A 17,877-nucleotide genomic window follows, 5' to 3' on the forward strand; every position below is an offset into this window, starting at 1 on the left:
CTAAACCGCGCGCAGAAGCAACCCGCCTGCAATCACCGCAATGACAAGTCCCGCCACCAGTTCGATGGAGGGTGCCAGAACCGACGCAAAGCGCGTGGCCGACGCCGAAGCCAGTAGCCCGCCGCGCAGACCAAAAGACGTCCACCCGACCAGCGTAGTCACAGTCGCCGTGCCAAGCGCCATGGCGAAAGCACCCGCGATCCCTACCATGGCGATGCCCATTTGCCACGTCAGGATCAGTACAAACAAGGCACCGGTACAAGGCCGCGCTGCTATGCCTGCGATCAGGATCAGGGCTTCGCGCAACGTGCCCACATTTGCGACCTCGTCCGCGGTTGGACCATGACGATGACCGCACTCCGCACAGGCTCCCTCATCATGATGGTGCCGATGGGTGTGATCGTTAGAGACATGCTTTTTTTGCTGTCGTGCGAAATTGCGCACAGCCCGTACAACCAGCCAAAGCCCAATCAACGCAATGGCCCCGTAGCTGATCGGAGCCATCACCTGTTCGGTCGTCCCAACTAGGCTTTCGCGGGACATCTGAAAGACCAGTACCCCCGCGTAGACCAGCACAACCGCCGTCACCGCCTGACAAAGGCTGGACAATACACTGATCGCCGACAACCGCCAGAAGGCGACACGCCGACCCAAACCGTAGCCGCCGATCAAAACCTTCCCGTGGCCCGGACCCACAGCATGAAAGAACCCATAGGCGAAACAGACAGTCAGAAGCGTGGCCACCGCCTGAGGCTGTTCCGCGCGCGCTGAACGCAAGGATCGCGCGATCTGGTTCTGAAAGTCACGCTGCTCTCCGGCTGCCCAACCTGCCAGACTGTCAAACCCACCACTGCCCCAGAACCAAAGCAGCAAACCAAAGGCCAGAGCGACCGGAACAATCAGGAAACGGGACATGAAATGAGGATCTCGGTCGCAAAGCTCTCACCAACCAAGGGAATATCGTTTTCCTCCAGGTCGTAATCCGCGTCCAGTGTCAACAGAAACGCCTGCATCTGTGCAAGCTGCCCGTCTATGTCAGGGTCGTTACGATCCACCCGGCATAAAGCCGGGCCCGTCACGGTTACAGGGCGCGTAATCTCGTAGGCCGTATAGAAGGACTCATCAAATGCCTTGGCGGAAAGCCCTATGGCAGGTATCGCGTCGCCTTCGACCGCGCGCATATGGGTGGTCACGACCCGCCCATCTTCCGTTGTCGCACTGGGCTCCATTGGACCGGACAGTGCAACCAGCGCTCCGTCTTTGGTGAGCACGAAGTCGCCGTTATACCCCTCGACCCATTGCATATCGAACCCGCTCAGACGTTCTTCTTCGCTTTTCGTCAAAATGCCGTCAGCATCCTGATCCAAATTCATGTCTTCCAGAACAAGCAGAGAGTAGAATTCGTCATATGCCCAAGTCACCCGGATATGGGTCAGGTGACCGGCCTCATCCACGATGAATTCCAGCCCGGTGTCGATAAAGACATGCGGGTGGGATAGTGCCGGGATCGGCAGGCAACAGGTCATGACAGTGAACAGCCAGCGCATATGCGCAATATAGGTCTGAAGGGACACGGCGACAACGGCCTTTACACACACATGCGGAAACTGGCCGACCTTCAGACTGGCGGGAACAGCACAAGTGTTTGCAGAGCGGTTCCTACAGGACCCTGCGTGTCGAAAAGCACGGACTGAGACATGCCGATGCCCGTAGGTTGCCAATGTGAAACCGAACGGGACGCCAGCCAATCTGACACCGGTTCGCGGTGGATATTCACGGTCAGATCGGTGTTCATGAACCCCATTTCCGACGTCGGAGCATTCCACGAGATTCCATTGCCGCAATCCGCCAACGGGCACAGTGCCTGAATGGGCGACTGATCTTCGCCGCTCAACAGCTTTGGGGTGCGCATCCAGACCGTTTTGGGTCCGGCCCCCTGTTTGCCGTCTTTGGGATAAAGGATGTCACTGTAGTGGGCAAACCCCTTCAAATCATGACGAATCTCGCCGATTGGAAAAGGACCTTCTACCGCGTCTTCCAACTGTGGCGCGCTGGTTTCGACGTTTGCCACCACGCCCAGATCGCGCCGCACCAGATGCATGGTGGTGGCCGTGGCGCAGAGTGTGTCATCCAGATCATGCACCGTAACCCGTGTGGTCGCCAGCGTCTTGGTATGGCGCGTGGTTTCTGCGGCAACCCGCAACCCGGCCAAGGGCAGAGGGCGCAACAGGTCAACTGTCAGGCGGGTCAGCATCTTTTCGGGGCCAACCTCAGTTTCCGCTGCCCGCACTATCAACCCGCTGACCGGCCCTGCGTGGCAATGATCGGCAGACCACGGACCGCGTGCAGGATCATGTCCTACAAACGCCCCATCCTCGCGCTGATGAAAATAGGTCTGATCCGTGAAGTCGAGCCCTGCCATCAGTCCCCTCTGGTCATTCGCTGCGTTGTGTGCCTCGGTTCACTCATACCGGTAACCGGTTGCGAAGTAACGTGGTTTCCCTTGCACGAGGTGAGTGGTATCTTCACGAAACTGTCCTTTTCGGGTTATGAAACCGGGCTGTACTTTTAGGCACGAGGATGGCTTAACAGACCTGATCCTGTCCACCGCTGTGACGGGACGTCACCACATCACATCCAAGTGGGGTCGCATATGGCGTTGTTGATTGAAACCGGGTTGTCGGACTGGATTGGGGATGAGGAAATCGCCACCTCACTACAAGCCTTAGCGCCCGGTGCAGACATCCGCACACCCGGAACGCTGGGCGACCCCAACGACATTACGATGCTTGCAGTGGTCAGCATGCAAAGCAATCACCCGGCGAAGTTGCCCAACCTGAAACTGGTTCAGAAGCTGGGGGCCGGGGTTGAGACCATAGTTGGCCATCCGGACCTGCCTCCGCATATCCGTGTAGCGCGATTGAAGCCAGACGCGCCTGCGCAGGGCATTGCCGAATGGTTTCTGGCCTATATTCTGCGCGCTCAGCGCCATATGGTTTTTCACGAGGCATCCCAGAGCCGCGCCGAATGGTTGCCGCGCGCACCTATCTTCACACCTGATACGGTTGTGGGCGTTCTGGGTCTGGGCCATATAGGGGCCCGCACTGCCCGCATGTTACATGCCGTCGGGTTTCAGGTCATGGGCTGGAGCCGCTCACCAAAGTCCATCGATGGTGTCACCTGCCTGCATGGGCAAGACGCGCTGCCTCGGCTATTGGGGCAATGTGATCACGTCTGTGCCATCCTTCCTTCGACGCCGCAAACCGCGGGTTTGTTTGACGCACAGACGCTGGCCGCGATGAAGCCGGGCAGTCAGTTGCTGAACGCCGGACGCGGAAACCTGATTGACGAGGCGGCGCTGATCGCGGCGCTGGATAACGGCTCACCGGGCCATGCCGTGTTGGACGTCACGTCACAGGAACCGCTGCCAAAAGACAGTCCCTTGTGGCGGCACCCTTCTGTGACGATCACACCGCATGTCTCGGGCTGGTATCTGGGCGATGCACTGTCGGATGTGGCCGAGAACTACCACAGGCTCAAATCCGGCGATCCCCTGCTGCACGAAGTCAGCCGGGACCTCGGGTACTGATAGCCAAGTCAGAGATCAGGGTGTCAGGATCCAGTTTCCGTTACCATCATTGCACCGGCGGGTTCTGATCTCGCGGCTTTGGTCGCTGCCTTCCGGCTGGATGACATGCTGAAGGCCGACGCAGTTGCCCTGAACGTTTTGCACCCGGATCGTTCCTTTTGAGCCGGTATCGTCGTTTTGCCAGGACCGTTCCTGCCCTACAGAAGGCGTGCCATTGTTCAAAAGGGCATTCGAGGTTTCACTGACCACTTCAAAGTCTGCCGGGGACAGCCCCATCTCAGCTATGATTCGGGAGAGTGACTTGGCGTCGGCGGAACCGGTCATCAATAGGGTGCCAAACGCGGCAATGACGGGTAAAAACTGGGCTTTCATTGTGGCCTCACAGAACTGAAATCATTTACGACCAAGGATATACCTCTGTTTCAGCAGGGCCAAGCCCCGGGGTGCCGACCTTCAAAATATCCCGAACAAACCTATCGCGCGTCAGGACCTAATAGCGCCGCGCCTTTGTCCCCATAGTGCCATTCAAACGATCCCGAGGCACACAAATGACCCATCCGACCTACTTCGCCCCGACCGGCGGCCACCCCGGCCAGAACCAGTTGCTGACCGACCGCGCCATGTTCACAGACGCGTATGCGGTCATTCCCAAAGGTACGATGCGCGACATTGTCACCAGCTATCTGCCGTTCTGGGAAGGAACACGCCTGTGGGTTCTTTCACGCCCGCTCAGCGGATTTGCCGAAACGTTCTCGCAATACATCATGGAAGTGCAGCCCGGCGGCGGCAGCGATCAGCCAGAGACAGACGCGCAAGCACAGGCAGTGCTTTTTGTCGTCGAAGGAACAGTCACTTTGACGCTGAACTCGGAAAACCATGTGTTGGAGACAGGCGGATACGCCTATATCCCCGCCGGCAGCGACTGGACATTGCGGAACACTGGCCAGACGGCAGCCCGGTTCCACTGGGTCCGCAAAGCCTATGAGTCCGTTCCCGGGTTGTCCGCGCCAGACCCGATCATCACCAACGAACGCGATGTGACGCCTGTCGAAATGCCGGGCACCGAAGGCCGATGGTCCACCACGCGGTTCGCAGACCCGCAGGACCTGCGCCATGACATGCATGTGAACATCGTCAATTTCGAACCAGGCGGGGTCATTCCCTTCGCCGAAACCCATGTGATGGAACACGGGCTTTATGTTCTGGAAGGGAAAGCGGTTTATCGCCTCAATCAGGACTGGGTCGAAGTTGAGGCCGGAGATTACATGTGGCTGCGCGCCTTTTGCCCGCAAGCCTGTTACGCAGGGGGGCCGGGCCGGTTCAGGTATCTGCTTTACAAGGACGTCAACCGGCATATGCCCCTGTCCCTGTCGCGCCGCTAAACGCTGGGCTGGCTGGGAATCGCAGTGATCTTTTGCCCCGGGGCTTCACACAAGGGTCGGAATTTGCTGAAATCCAGGTAACTTCTTGTTTTGAGCATTGGAGATTTGTCCATGAAACTGCGCCTTGCCCTGATAGCCGTTGCCACACTCTCTACCTCTGCAATCCTGCACACCGCACCCGCCATTGCGGGGGAAGAGACCAAATCCGTCTTCGTCATGAGCCGCAACTGGGCTGTGACACAGGTCGCAGACGAACCGGTCATTTATCGCGCCACACGCGACAACAACAACCTGAACCCGTTCGGCCCGCCCCCACGCCTTCGCACGACGCAAGCTATTACTGCCATTCAACAAGCGACGGGCTGCAAGGTGATCTTCAACAGCATGTACCAGAATATATCGGGTCAGTTCTTTTCTCAGGTCAGGTGCAAGTAAGCTGTTGCTGATCAGGCATTGAGATCGACCCGACGCCCTGCCATAGCTTGCGCATGAAACTCGCGATAAACGGATTCGGCCGCATTGGCCGCACGATCCTGCGGCAGGTTCTGGCCCTGCCCGAAGGGTCGGATATCGAGCTGGTGCTGATCAATGACATCGCGCCGCTGGAGACCTGTGCTTACCTGTTCAAATACGACAGCACCTTCGGCCCCTATCCCGGCGATGTGTCACAGGGCGATGCCGCGCTGATCGTAGACGGACGCTCTGTTCCTATGACGCACAGTGCCGATCTGACACGCGTTGATTTATCCGGCGTAGACGTGATGCTGGATTGTACCGGGGTCGCGCGCGCATCCGACGTGGCGCGTCGCGGATTGTCTGCGGGCGCCAGCAAGGTCCTGATCTCGGGTCCTTCGCCTGCGGCCGACTTAACCGTCGTTCTGGGGGCGAACGAGGATCAGTTGGGCAGCGCCCGGATCGTATCGAACGCCTCCTGCACAACGAATGGGCTGGCACCGCTGGTCAAAGTGCTGGACCACATTGGCGGTATTTTGTCGGGCCATATGACAACCATCCATTGCTATACCAACAGCCAACCCATGGTTGACGCCCCGCGCGGCGACCTTGCCCGGTCGCGGGCCGGTGCGCTGTCCATGATTCCGACAACGTCCAGCGCCACACACCTGATCGACGTGGTCCTTCCACATCTGGCCGGGCGCATCTCGGGTGCCGCAGTTCGCGTCCCGACAGCCAGCGTTTCGGCGGTCGACCTCGTGGTCACGCTGGAACGCGGTATGCGGGCCGAGGATTTCGATCGTGCTTTGCGTCAGGCTGTTGTCGCGTCACCGGTTTTGGGTTGGACGGATATGCCGCTGGTCTCTTCCGATTTGCGGGCGCGCCCGGATTCGCTGGTCATTGCCGGGCCGGAAACCCGCATGGTCGGAGAAAATCAGGTGCGCGTTTTCGGCTGGTACGACAATGAATGGGGCTTTTCGGCTCGCATGCTGGACGTGGCCCGTCTGATGGCCGCGTCGTGACCGGACTAACCTTCGTACACAGCGTCGGGTCGGCAACTATGGTTTAGGCCCCGCGACAGGGTATTCTGTAACGCGAACCACCTTACTGATCCGTTCAATCATGAAATCCATGAACAGGCGTGCCTTTGGATCCTGATGGCGCCGATGCGTGTATAGGCAGGCCATCTGAACTGAAACAGGCGGAGTTTCCGTTGCAACCGGCACGAGGCGGCCGGATTTCAGATGCTCGGCCACCTCGAAAACCGGCTTCATTGCAATGCCTTGACCGGACAACGCCCAATCCGTCAGAACATCCCCATCATCACATTCGAACCGCCCGGACACGGCAAATCGTTTCGGGCCATCGGGTGTGACCAGCATCCACTGAAACTCGGTCGCACCCGGAAAGCGCAGATTCAGGCATTCATGCTTGTCGGCAATCAGGTCAGCCCCGGTCTTAGGCATACCGCGCCGCGCCACATAGTCTGGCGCAGTGCACAGTACACGCTGGCAGTCGGCAATCTTGCGAATACGCAACGTGCTGTCCTCGGGCTGGCCAATGAAAAACGCCAGATCCAGACCTTCCGTCGTCAGATCAACCGAGCGATCCGTCAGGCGCAACCGGACATCAATCTCGGGGTATTCCGCAAGAAACTCGGGCACATGTGGAGCCAGCAATCGCCTCCCCACCCCCAGTGGAGACGCCACGAACAACGACCCGCGCGGTGCCTCGGTCAGATGTGTGACCTGAGCCTCGGCCTCGTCCACCGCATCCAGAACCGCCACCGCACCGGGATAGAATGCCTTTCCCTGCTCTGTCGGGGACAGGTTGCGTGTGGTGCGCTGGAACAGACGTACACCCAGATGGTCCTCAAGCTGCGATATTCGCGCCGATGTCACCGCTGGCGAAATCCTAAGATCCCGCCCGGCCGCAGACATGCTGCCCAGATCGTAAACCCTGACAAAGGTTCGGATGTTGTCGAGATAGGACATTTTTTCGGTTTTTTTTGATACCCGTTGGCAATATACTGGGAATACCGAAGAACCGCCCGTTTGCCTAGTGAATTGCACTGGCCAAGACCAAAGGCCAGCCCGGACATTTGTTGCATACGGTTGACTATCGCCTGCAACGCGGCAATTCCAGTCTGCCAATCTAGATGCGCAATACGATGTGTCGGCACAAACCGGGACAATTTGACCAAAATTACCCGATCCCGCGTTTATCCCTTTTCCCAATAGCATTCAGATGTTCTAACCTGACACTATAAGACCGTCCGTGACACGGTAGCTGAGATTTGGAACTGGGACAATTGGGGCAATTCATGCAAGGGCGCACGCCGCAAGGCCGTTTGAAGTTCTGGCTGAGTGCCATTGTCATTTCACTGACCCCGACTGCTCTGATGGCGCTGGAAACCTCTCTGACGGCGCCGGGCGCTTCGAAGGAACTGGTTGAACGCCTGAAAAAGACATCATCGGTTACAACAGCGAAAGAGCGGGGCTTGGATACGCCACTTGAGATCCTGTCTGCCGCCTTGTCGGATTACCGCACGCTTGTACAGATCTTGTATGATGAAGGGTATTTCAGCCCGGTTGTCAGCATCAAGCTTGACGGGCAGGAAGCCGCTGAGTTGAGCTCTTTGACTGTGCCAACACAGATCAACAGGGCCGCAATTACCGTTGAAACCGGACCAAGCTTCAAATTCGGCACGGCCATTGTTCAGCCCCTGGCGTCTGGCACCGTTCTGCCCGAAGGTTTCGCCCCCGGCAAGTTGGCAACGACCGGAGCCATTCAAAAAGCAGGCTCGGACGGTGTGCAGGGGTGGCGGAATGCGGGCCATGCGAAAGCGAAAATTGAGGATCAGACCATCATCGCCCGCCACGCGCAGGCCCGTCTGGATGCGCAGATTGATCTGGACCCGGGGCGCAGGTTGACGTTTGGCAGAATGTTCATCAAGGGCGACACGGATGTGCGCCACCGGTCCATCGAAAAAATCGCCGGTTTCCCAAGCGGAGAAGTTTACTCACCAGAAAAAATCCAGAAGGTTGGAACACGTTTACGCCGCACCGGCACGTTCAACGTCGTGTCATTGCAGGAACATGAGACAGCAAACCCCGACGGCACACTGGATTTCGACGCCACATTCGAAGACTTGCCAAAGCGTCAGCTGACCTTTGGGCTCGAGCTGGCCTCGCGCGACGGCCTCGACGTGACCGCGACCTGGACACATCGAAACATGTTCAAACGCGCGGAACGCCTGCGGTTCGAGGCCGCGATACGAAATATCGGTGGTTCCGAAGATCTTGATGGGCGGATCGGATTGCGCCTGGATCAGCCCGATCGTCTGGGTCCGGACGACAATACTTTCTGGAACGCGTTGCTGGAGCGCCGCAACACCGAAAACTACAATGTCTCGGTTGCGTCTGTGGCATATGGTGCGCGCCGCACATTCTCGGACACGCTCTATGCCGAAGCCTCGGCTGGGTTACAGTGGTCAGATGCTGACGACGCCTATGGAAGTGGCCGCAAGTTCAGATACTTTATCCTGCCCTTCCGCTCGGAATGGGATGAGCGAGACAGCAAAGTTAGTGCCACACGCGGTTTCTATCTGGATTCTCAGATAATGCCGTTTGTCGGTTTTTCTGGCACAGACACTGGCATTCGCATGTTCTTCGACGGTCGGGCCTATACCAGCCTTGGCACGGGTGGAAGGATAGTGCTGGCGGGGCGGGCGCAAATTGGATCAATCATTGGTCCACCAGCAGATGGTGTCACACCCGACTTTCTGTTTTTTTCCGGTGGTGCGGGAACCGTGCGCGGGCAACCCTATGAAAGCCTTGGCATCCCTGTCGGGACCGGTGTCGCAGGCGGCAAGTCCTTTCTTGGACTTTCCGGCGAGATCCGGGGCAAGGTGACAGATTCTCTGTCGCTGGTTGGGTTTTACGACTACGGTGTCGTCGATACCTCTTCCTTTATTGGAAGTGGCGCGGAAGATCATGCAGGTGCCGGTATCGGCGTAAGATATGATTTGGGCGGCTTCGGACCCCTGCGGTTTGACCTGGCCTTCCCGGTAAGCGGCCCCACCGGAGACGGTTTGCAATTCTATATCGGGATCGGGCAAGCGTTTTGAGACGGCACCTTTCATACCCTCTGCTGATTGGCACGCTGATGCTTGTGCCAGTGGCCGGCCCCGCGCAGGAGGACGAAGGCGGCAGCATGATCGAGCGGTTCCTACAGGACACGCTGTCGGGCGACGATCAGAATGTCACCGTCAAAGGCCTGCAAGGCGCGCTGAGTTCACGCGCCACCATTGCCGAGATCACGGTGGCCGATGATGAAGGGGTCTGGCTGACCATTCGGGGAGCGGAACTGGATTGGAACCGGTTGGCGCTGATCCGCGGGCGGTTTTCGGTCAACGCGCTGACCGCACAGGAAATCGACGTGGCCCGTGCGCCGGGCACCACGACCAAGGACACGCCGTCCCCTTCTGCCGAGACCCAGGCTTTTCAACTGCCTGAACTGCCTGTGGCCATCGAAATCGGCGAAATCCGTTTTGGCGAGCTGGCATTGGGCAAACCTTTGATCGGCGTTGCGGCGGAACTGGCCGTCAATGGCAACCTGTCGCTGGCCGACGGCACGCTGGACACCAAACTGGACATCACCCGACTGGATCGGGCCGGTGATGAAATCTCTTTGGCTGCGGGTTTTAGGAACACTGACAGCCAGATCGATCTTGACCTTCAGGTCACCGAAGCTGCGGGGGGTCTGATCTCGACCGCGCTAAAAATGCCGGACAGCCCTCCGATCGGATTGTCCGCGAAAGGGTCCGGGCCGGTGACGGATTTTACGGCCGATATTGGCCTGAGCAGTGATGGGCAGCCACGAGTGACCGGACAGGTTCGGTTGCGTTCGGCCCCAACAGCCGCGGCTAGCGCGGAGGAGGGCATCGCCTTTACCGCAGATCTGGGCGGTGACCTAACGCCCTTTGTCGCTGAGAATATGGATACGTTCTTCGGCCCCAAAACGCAGTTGATCGTGGAAGGACGGACCCTGCCTGAAGGCGCGTTGGATATCAGTGATCTGGAACTCAGTTCTCAGGCACTGAACCTGAAAGGGGCGTTGCAACTGGCGCCGGGCGGTCGGCTGCAACTGGCGGCCCTGCAAGGACGCATTACGCCACCAGAGGGGCAAAGCGTCGTCCTTCCGTTATCAGGTGGCGACACATCGATCGAAGCTGCGCAGGTCTCTGCGTTGTTTGATGAGAAAAACGGCAATCTCTGGGATCTAAGTCTGACCGCTAACGCCGTAAGATCCGACACCCTGAACCTGCAACGCGCGCAGATTACGGCGCAAGGGACCTTGGAACAGGGTGACGTTTTGCGGATCGACGGTGATTTGCAGGCTGCTTTGGACGGTATCGACCTGACTGACGATGCCCTGAACACCGCCGTTGGCGACCGCATTACGCTGGACGGTATGTTCCAATATGGCAGGGATCAGACCCTGAACCTGTCAGGGGTCGAGATGGTCGGCTCGGACTATGAACTGGGCGTTGATGCCGAGATCAGCGGCTTGTCCAGTGGTTTGGCCGTCAATGGTGCTGCGACGTTGCAGGCGACCGATCTGTCGCGGTTTTCGGGTCTGGCGCAGCTGGAACTGGGCGGTCAGGCCTCTGCCCGGCTCACCGGCCAGGGTTCGCCGCTTGAAGGCAGTTTCGATGGCAAGCTTGAGGTCGAAGGGCGCGATCTTTCCACAGGGCGCGACGACATTGACCCGGTGATAAGGGGCAACACAACAATCACGCTGGACGCCAAACGCGGAGCGGATGGCGTAACGATCCGGGATTTTACGCTGATCGGCGACGCTCTGCGCGCGCAGGCGGATGGCGCGGTTACCACCCCTGACGGCAACGTGACGATTGATGGGCAAGCAACAGTCAACGCGCAGGACCTTTCCGTGTTCTCGGGCCTCGCCAAACGTGAGCTTGGCGGTGCGGTACAGGCGAAACTGGACGGCAAAGGCACTGTTCAGACGCTCGAATTCGATGGCACAGCCAGCATGATGAGCCGGGATGTCAAAACGGGCCTACCCGAGATTGACCCGCTGCTGGTCGGCCGGACCGAGATCACGCTCGACGGCGCGCTGAGCCAGAAGCAGATTGAAATCCGTGACGCGGTGATCAAAGGTTCAGCCCTTGTGGCAAGCGCCGCAGCAACAATTGACGATCCGACGGATGCATTGGCTGTGGACGGGCAGGTCAGTCTGAACATCCCGGACCTGTCACCCTTTTCAACTCTTGCCGGGCGAGATCTTGCAGGTTCGATTATCACGGATGTCGCAGGCAAAGGTACGGTTGGCAGCAAGGCCTTTGACGTAAAAGGCAACCTGGCTGCTGATGACATCAAATCCGGCATCAATGCGGTTGACAACCTGATCCAGGGGCGAACGAACCTGACGGTGGATGCGGTGAATGACGAGGCCGGTCTGAATATTCGCACATTCCAGCTGATCGGCACCGCCCTTTCTGCGGATGCATCCGGCAAACTGGACCGCGATGCTGGCGGACTGACCTTTACCGCTGCGCTGGATGATTTGGGGCGGCTGTCGAAAACACTCTCCGGGCCTCTGAAGCTGGACGGCAACGTCGCTCCGACACAATCCGGGCTGGAAGGGTCAGCTCATCTGCTGGGGCCAGAGAGTTCCTATGCCAAAGTGGCCGGTACGGTGGACACAAATGGATCCGCCGATCTGGACTTTGATGCCAAGTTCAACCGCATCGAAAGGTTTGTGCCAGAGTTTCCCGGCACCCTTACCGCTGCGGGCAATGCAAAGCGGGACAGTGGCGTTTGGACCATCGACGCCAAGGCGCAAGGTCCCGCAGACATCGTCAGCACGGTTGCAGGCACCTTTGATGAAACCAGCAGCAATGCAGATATTTCAGCGAAGGGTGGCGTAAACCTGGGGATAGCAAACGTCTTCATCACGCCTAACAAGATTGAAGGGTCCGCACGTTTTGATCTGGCCCTCAAAGGCCCGGCTGATCTGGCGTCCCTAAGCGGGTCGATTACCACCTCGGGAACATCCCTAGCACTTCCCGGCGCGGGTCAGACCATCACCGGGATCAACGGACAGGTGGATCTGGCGCAAAGCCGTGCAACCATCAAACTGAACGGCGGTGTGCGGGCCGGTGGTGGCTTTACCGTAAATGGACCTGTCGATCTGACGCCCCCGTTCAACGCGCAGATCACGACAACAATCGACAACCTCGTCCTGACCGATCGGCTTTTGTATGAGACGACTTTGAATGGCCAGATTGCCATGACCGGCGCCTTAGCCGGGAACAGTTCGCTGGCCGGGCAGATCACCTTTGGTGAGACCAATATCAACCTCGCTGCGGCTTCGGGGGCTGTAGGTGCCGCACCGATCCCTGAGATACAGCATGTCAACGAAAGCGGAGCCAGTTTCATCACGCGTGAGCGTGCAGGTCTGGTAGCCACCGAAGACAAGGGGCAACGCACGTCCAGAATAGCACTGGACGTCAACTTGCTGGCACCCAAAGCTGTGTTCGTACGGGGGCGCGGTGTAAATGCCGAATTGGGCGGCCGGATCTCCATTGGTGGTACGACGACCTCGGTGGTCCCGTCAGGTCAGATTGAATTGATCCGCGGTAATTTCGATATTCTGGGCCGCAGGCTGGCCCTGACCAAAGGCATCGTGACCCTACAAGGTGACTTGACGCCTTATATCGAGTTTGAATCCTCTGCCAGCACCTCGGACGGCACCGCGACCATCGAAATCGCAGGGCCACTGGATTCACCCGAGGTTAACGTGTTTTCCGATCCCGAGCGTCCGGCTGAAGAGGCGCTGGCGATGCTGCTCTTTGGGAACAGGTTCTCGGAAATCTCACCGTTCCTGATTGCGCAGATGGCCGCATCGCTGGCGCAGCTCAGCGGTGCTGGCGGGGATGCGACCAAGGGATTACGCGACTCTACCGGTGTTGATACGATTGATGTTGGTGCGTCAGAGGGTGGCGCGGGCCGACTGGGTGCCGGGGCCTATCTGGGTGAAAACCTCTACACCGACTTTACCGTCAATACCGAAGGCAATACCGAGGTGAACCTGAACCTTGATGTAACCGACAATTTCTCGGTCAAGGGCACGGTTGACGGTCGTGGCGAAACGGGCATCGGAGTGTTCTTTTCAAAGGACTATTAGGATCGCGTCCGACCCCAGCAAACTATTTCCGGCGAATTCCTATCGGTTGGCCGATCTGCGAAGCCGGTTCCAGAGACTTGTGATCCTCCACCATTTGCGCAAGACGCGCCGCTGCCCAATTCGGATAGGGCGCGGATCGCCCGGTACTATGGCTGACATTCATGAAAAGCGCCTCTTGCGTCGCACAAATCTCGTCAGTTTCTGCCAAAAGCATCTGGGCGAAGTAATGTCCTCTCTTGCTGTCAGCATCCAGCATACGGAACCTGAAATAAAATGACGAACCATCTTTGACCTCTTGCACGAAATGCAGATGAGACTGCAGGATGTAAGGCCCCTGCCCCAACGCCTTGACCTGCACCTCGCCCAACCCGAGATGGTCAACCATCAGCTTTTCCAACGCCATGTCAAAGGCGACACCGTAAAACCCGACATTCACATGGCCGTTATAGTCGATCCATTCGGGCCGTACTTCAAAGCCGCGAATTTCCACAGGCGCGGCATACGGGCCATCATGCCCGCCAGGAGGTGTCGAAGTCAGCTGCATTTGGCCCCCTTTACTGTGCGCCTTCATCGTCAAATATAGCCACGGCCCGGACAAATCCCGCAGAGGCCCCTTTTATCTTGAAGGGGAAACAGGAAATCTCGAACCCGGTGGGCGGCAGGTCTTCCAGATTGGTCAGCTTTTCCAAGTGGCAATACCCGATATCCATCGACGCGCGGTGGCCTTCCCAGATAATTGATGGATCTCGGGTCTCTGCGTATTCCTGAGCGGTGAGCGGAAACGGTGCATCCCAGCTCCAGGCGTCGGTGCCGGTGACACGCACGCCACGTTCCGTCAGATAAAGCGTCGCCTCGCGCCCCATTCCACATCCTTTGACCAGATAGTCCGGCGCGCCATAACGTGTCCCTGCCGCAGTGTTGACCACGACGATATCCAGCGGGCAAAGCTCGTGGCCGATGCGCTTCAATTCGGCTTCGACATCTGCCGCGGTAACGACATACCCGTCCTCGAAGTGTCGAAAGTCCAGCTTGACGCCAGGGTTCATGCACCATTCCAACGGCACTTCGTCGATGGTTATCGCCCGTTCACCTTTGTTCATCGTGGAATGATGGTGATACGGCGCATCCAGATGCGTGCCGTTGTGGGTCGCGATCTGCAACCGTTCGATGGCCCACCCTTCACCGTTCGGCAGGTCTTGCCGTTCCAGACCCGGAAAGAAAGATATGACCTGTTCTGCCGTCTGATCATGGGTCAGATATTCGATTTGCGGCAACATGATTGGCGGGTCAGACACGATCCCGGTTTCCAACGGAACGGACAGATCGACGAAACGACGGGCCATTAGCAACTCCTCCACCATATTCCCGGACAGGGTTGGTTGAGCGCAAGCGCCTGTCAAGAAAAGAAAAAGGCGACCCGTCTGGCCGCCTTCTTTGCTTGATATGTATTGGGTTTACTCAGCCGCAACTGCGCCTTCGATCTTCTCGACGCGAATGGCCGAGAATTTGAACTCGGGGATTTTGCCATAAGGGTCGATGGCTGAGTTTGTCAGGATGTTCGCCGCCGCCTCAACATAGGCAAACGGGATGAACACCATATCCTCGGCAATCGCCCGGTCCGCGCGGACCATGATCTCAATCGAACCACGGCGTGTGGTCAGGCGGATCATGTCGCCCGGCTCGATGCCCATCAGCTTGAGCGTACGTGGATTCATCGAACAGTTTGCCTCGGGCTCCACCGCGTCAAGAACGTTGGACCGGCGGGTCATTGAGCCAGTGTGCCAATGTTCCAGCTGACGGCCAGTGGTGGCGATCATCGGGTATTCCTCGTCCGGGGCCTCATCCGGCGGAATGACGCTGGCGGGGGTGAACTTCGCCTTACCGCCCGAGCGGGGGAAACCATCCCCGAACACGATGGCCTGACCCGGGTCGGTTTCGCTGAGCGACGGGTAGGTAATCGTCTCGGTCTCCAGACGCTCCCACGTGATGTTGTCAAGCGATGCCATGGTCAGTTTCATCTCGGCAAAGACCTGAGAGACATCGGTGTAATCCCAGTTCAGCCCGATGCGCTGTGCCAGCTCGACCGTGATCTTCCAATCTTCGCGCGCTTCTCCCGGGGGGGTAACGGCAGGCCGTACACGCTGTACCTGACGGTTGGTGTTCGACACCGTACCGTTCTTTTCATAGAGCGCCGAGGCAGGCAGGATGATATCGGCATAGTTCGCCGTCTCGGTCAGGAAGATGTCCTGCACGATCATCAGATCCAGCTTGGCCAGCGCCGCGCGGGCGTGGTTCACATCCGGGTCGGACATGGCCGGGTTTTCACCCTGAATATACATGCCCTTGATATTGCCCGCATAGGCCTGATCGATGATTTCTGTCACCGTCAGACCCTTCTCGTTCGAGAAGTCATCCGAATGCCAGACATCATTGAATCTGGCGCGAACGCCGTCGTCAGTCACCGACTGATAGTCCGGCAGGAACATCGGGATCAGGCCCGCATCCGATGCGCCCTGCACGTTGTTTTGCCCCCGCAGTGGGTGCAGCCCAGCGCCGGGTTTACCGACATTGCCCGTCATCAGAGCCAGCGAAATCAGGCAGCGCGAGTTGTCGGTGCCGTGGATGTGCTGGCTGACGCCCATGCCCCAGAAGATCAGGCCAGCTTTAGCCTGCGCAAAGGTACGCGCGACACGGCGCAGCTGATCCGGTTCAATACCACAGATCGGTGCCATCGCTTCGGGCGTGAAGGCGCGCAGGTGTTCTTTCTCGGCCTCCCAGTTCTCAGTCCAGCGGTGGATGTACTGGCTGTCATACAACTCTTCCTCAACAATCACGTTCATGATCGCGTTGAGCATCGAGACATCGGCCCCCGGACGGAACTGCAGCATTTCATCCGCGAACTTACGCATGCCAACGCCGCGGGGGTCCATCACGATCAGTTTGCCGCCACGCTTGGCGAACTGCTTGAAATAGGTCGCCGCGACAGGGTGGTTCTCGATCGGGTTCGAACCGATGATGATCGCCACATCGGCGTTTTCGATCTCGTTAAAGGTTGCCGTCACCGCGCCCGAACCCACATTCTCGATCAGCGCCGCAACGGATGAAGCGTGGCACAGACGGGTGCAGTGATCGACGTTGTTGTGCTTGAAGCCCTGACGGATGAACTTCTGGAACAGATACGCCTCTTCGTTGGTGCACTTGGCCGAACCGAAGCCCGCAACCGAACGTGGGTCTTCGGCGCGCAGGGTCATCAGCTTGGTCGCGGCCAAGTCCATCGCCTCTTCCCAGGTCGCCTCGCGGAAATGAGTCGACAGATCGCCCGGATCAACGTTCAGCCCCTTGGCGGGCGCATCCTCGTGCCGGATCAAAGGTTTGGTCAGGCGGTGCGGGTGGTGGATGTAGTCAAAGCCAAAGCGACCTTTGACGCACAAACGACCTTCGTTTGCGGGGCCGTTGATGCCCTCGACATACTTCACCTTGCCGTCCTTGACCTTCAGCGACACTTTGCAGCCCACACCGCAGAACGGGCAGACGCTTTCGGTTTCGCTATCGTAATCCTTGCTGTCCCCCTGCTGCTGATCGTCCAGCACGGTGGCAGGCATCAGCGCACCGGTGGGGCAGGCCTGAACACATTCACCGCAAGCAACACAGGAGGAGGTACCCATCGGATCATTCTGGTCGAACACCACCTGCGCGGTATGACCGCGACCAGCCATGCCAATCACGTCATTCACCTGCACTTCGCGGCAGGCCCGAACACAAAGGTTGCAGTTGATACACGCATCCAGATTGACACGCATCGCCACATGGCTGTCATCCAGAAGCGGGATTTTCTCGGCCTCTTTCGCAGGAAAACGGCTGTCGCTGACATCGTTCAGCTTGGCCATATCCCAGAAATGGCTGGATACGTCATGCGGCTGCTCGGGCTGATCGGCCACCAGTAGTTCCATGACCATGGCGCGCGATTTTTCGGCGCGGTCGGTGTCGGTCTTGACCACCATCCCATCGGCCGCCGGGCGGATGCACGAGGCGACCAGCGTGCGCTCGCCCTCCACCTCGACCATGCAGGCGCGGCAGTTGCCATCGGGGCGGTATCCCGGTGCAGGCTTGTGGCACAGATGCGGGATCACCAGGCCCCGGCCATTAGCCGCTTCCCAGATCGTGGTGCCCGCGGGCACGGTGACGTCATCGCCGTTCAGGTTGAAGGTGACGGTCTTGGTTGGGCTTGCGTCAAGCATG

14 protein-coding genes are annotated in these 17,877 nt (G+C 58.5%); 6 read left to right on the top strand and 8 right to left on the bottom strand.

The window, feature by feature from the left end; all coding sequences use genetic code 11:
- From ACR3E2_RS08930 to ACR3E2_RS08940, 3 genes are read right to left on the bottom strand one after another with little or no spacing between them, the layout of a single operon-like run.
- The gene (locus tag ACR3E2_RS08930; protein WP_480483991.1) at positions 1–915 is read right to left on the bottom strand and encodes a nickel/cobalt transporter; all 915 of its coding nucleotides are present in this window, start codon (positions 913–915) and stop codon (positions 1–3) included.
- Positions 900–1,574, bottom strand: a complete 675-nt coding sequence (locus ACR3E2_RS08935) for a DUF1007 family protein (RefSeq protein ID WP_480483992.1) — start codon at positions 1,572–1,574, stop codon at positions 900–902. The genes ACR3E2_RS08930 and ACR3E2_RS08935 overlap by 16 nt, the downstream gene beginning before the upstream one ends.
- A gap of 44 nt (positions 1,575–1,618) precedes the next feature.
- Positions 1,619–2,422, bottom strand: coding sequence for a thioesterase family protein (locus ACR3E2_RS08940; protein ID WP_480483993.1), 804 nt, complete (start codon positions 2,420–2,422; stop codon positions 1,619–1,621).
- 231 nt (positions 2,423–2,653) lie between these two features.
- Here ACR3E2_RS08940 and ACR3E2_RS08945 point away from each other — a divergent pair, with 231 nt between their 5' ends.
- The gene (locus ACR3E2_RS08945; protein WP_480483994.1) at positions 2,654–3,589 is read left to right on the top strand and encodes a 2-hydroxyacid dehydrogenase; all 936 of its coding nucleotides are present in this window, start codon (positions 2,654–2,656) and stop codon (positions 3,587–3,589) included.
- Positions 3,590–3,604: 15 nt separating this feature from the next.
- Here the strand turns inward: ACR3E2_RS08945 and ACR3E2_RS08950 are convergent, their stop codons facing one another.
- Entirely contained in the window at positions 3,605–3,961 is a 357-nt protein-coding gene (locus ACR3E2_RS08950) for a hypothetical protein (RefSeq protein WP_480483995.1), read from the bottom strand.
- Positions 3,962–4,137: 176 nt separating this feature from the next.
- Between ACR3E2_RS08950 and ACR3E2_RS08955 the strand changes: the two genes are divergently transcribed.
- The 3 genes from ACR3E2_RS08955 to ACR3E2_RS08965 all read left to right on the top strand — a co-directional run bounded on the left by ACR3E2_RS08955 (position 4,138) and on the right by ACR3E2_RS08965 (position 6,446).
- Positions 4,138–4,971 (top strand): bifunctional allantoicase/(S)-ureidoglycine aminohydrolase, encoded by an 834-nt coding sequence (locus ACR3E2_RS08955; RefSeq protein ID WP_267366556.1) that lies wholly within the window; start codon positions 4,138–4,140, stop codon positions 4,969–4,971.
- A 111-nt stretch (positions 4,972–5,082) separates the two neighbouring features.
- A complete protein-coding gene (locus tag ACR3E2_RS08960; protein ID WP_480483996.1) occupies positions 5,083–5,406 on the top strand; it encodes a hypothetical protein in 324 nt (107 codons plus the stop codon).
- A gap of 53 nt (positions 5,407–5,459) precedes the next feature.
- On the top strand, positions 5,460–6,446 hold the full coding sequence (locus ACR3E2_RS08965; protein ID WP_480483997.1) for a type I glyceraldehyde-3-phosphate dehydrogenase: 987 nt from the start codon (positions 5,460–5,462) through the stop codon (positions 6,444–6,446).
- Between the two features lie 36 nt (positions 6,447–6,482).
- On the opposite strand, the gene ACR3E2_RS08970 is transcribed toward ACR3E2_RS08965, so the two are convergent.
- Positions 6,483–7,418, bottom strand: a complete 936-nt coding sequence (locus tag ACR3E2_RS08970) for a LysR family transcriptional regulator (protein ID WP_209598213.1) — start codon at positions 7,416–7,418, stop codon at positions 6,483–6,485.
- A gap of 329 nt (positions 7,419–7,747) precedes the next feature.
- Between ACR3E2_RS08970 and ACR3E2_RS08975 the strand changes: the two genes are divergently transcribed.
- Together ACR3E2_RS08975 and ACR3E2_RS08980 are read left to right on the top strand one after the other, a co-directional pair.
- Positions 7,748–9,553, top strand: coding sequence for an autotransporter assembly complex protein TamA (locus ACR3E2_RS08975; protein WP_480483998.1), 1,806 nt, complete (start codon positions 7,748–7,750; stop codon positions 9,551–9,553).
- 38 nt (positions 9,554–9,591) lie between these two features.
- Positions 9,592–13,638, top strand: a complete 4,047-nt coding sequence (locus tag ACR3E2_RS08980; protein ID WP_480483999.1) for a translocation/assembly module TamB domain-containing protein — start codon at positions 9,592–9,594, stop codon at positions 13,636–13,638.
- Positions 13,639–13,660: 22 nt separating this feature from the next.
- Here ACR3E2_RS08980 and ACR3E2_RS08985 read toward each other — a convergent pair whose 3' ends face one another.
- The 3 genes from ACR3E2_RS08985 to fdhF all read right to left on the bottom strand — a co-directional run bounded on the left by ACR3E2_RS08985 (position 13,661) and on the right by fdhF (position 17,876).
- The gene (locus ACR3E2_RS08985; protein ID WP_480484000.1) at positions 13,661–14,182 is read right to left on the bottom strand and encodes a thioesterase family protein; all 522 of its coding nucleotides are present in this window, start codon (positions 14,180–14,182) and stop codon (positions 13,661–13,663) included.
- A 10-nt stretch (positions 14,183–14,192) separates the two neighbouring features.
- Complete coding sequence (locus ACR3E2_RS08990) at positions 14,193–14,981, bottom strand: cyclase family protein (protein ID WP_480484001.1); 789 nt, start codon at positions 14,979–14,981, stop codon at positions 14,193–14,195.
- Between the two features lie 111 nt (positions 14,982–15,092).
- Complete coding sequence (fdhF, locus tag ACR3E2_RS08995; RefSeq protein ID WP_480484002.1) at positions 15,093–17,876, bottom strand: formate dehydrogenase subunit alpha; 2,784 nt, start codon at positions 17,874–17,876, stop codon at positions 15,093–15,095.
- Position 17,877 lies beyond the last annotated feature (1 nt).

The sequence above is a fragment of the Ruegeria sp. AL7 genome (assembly GCF_056536105.1).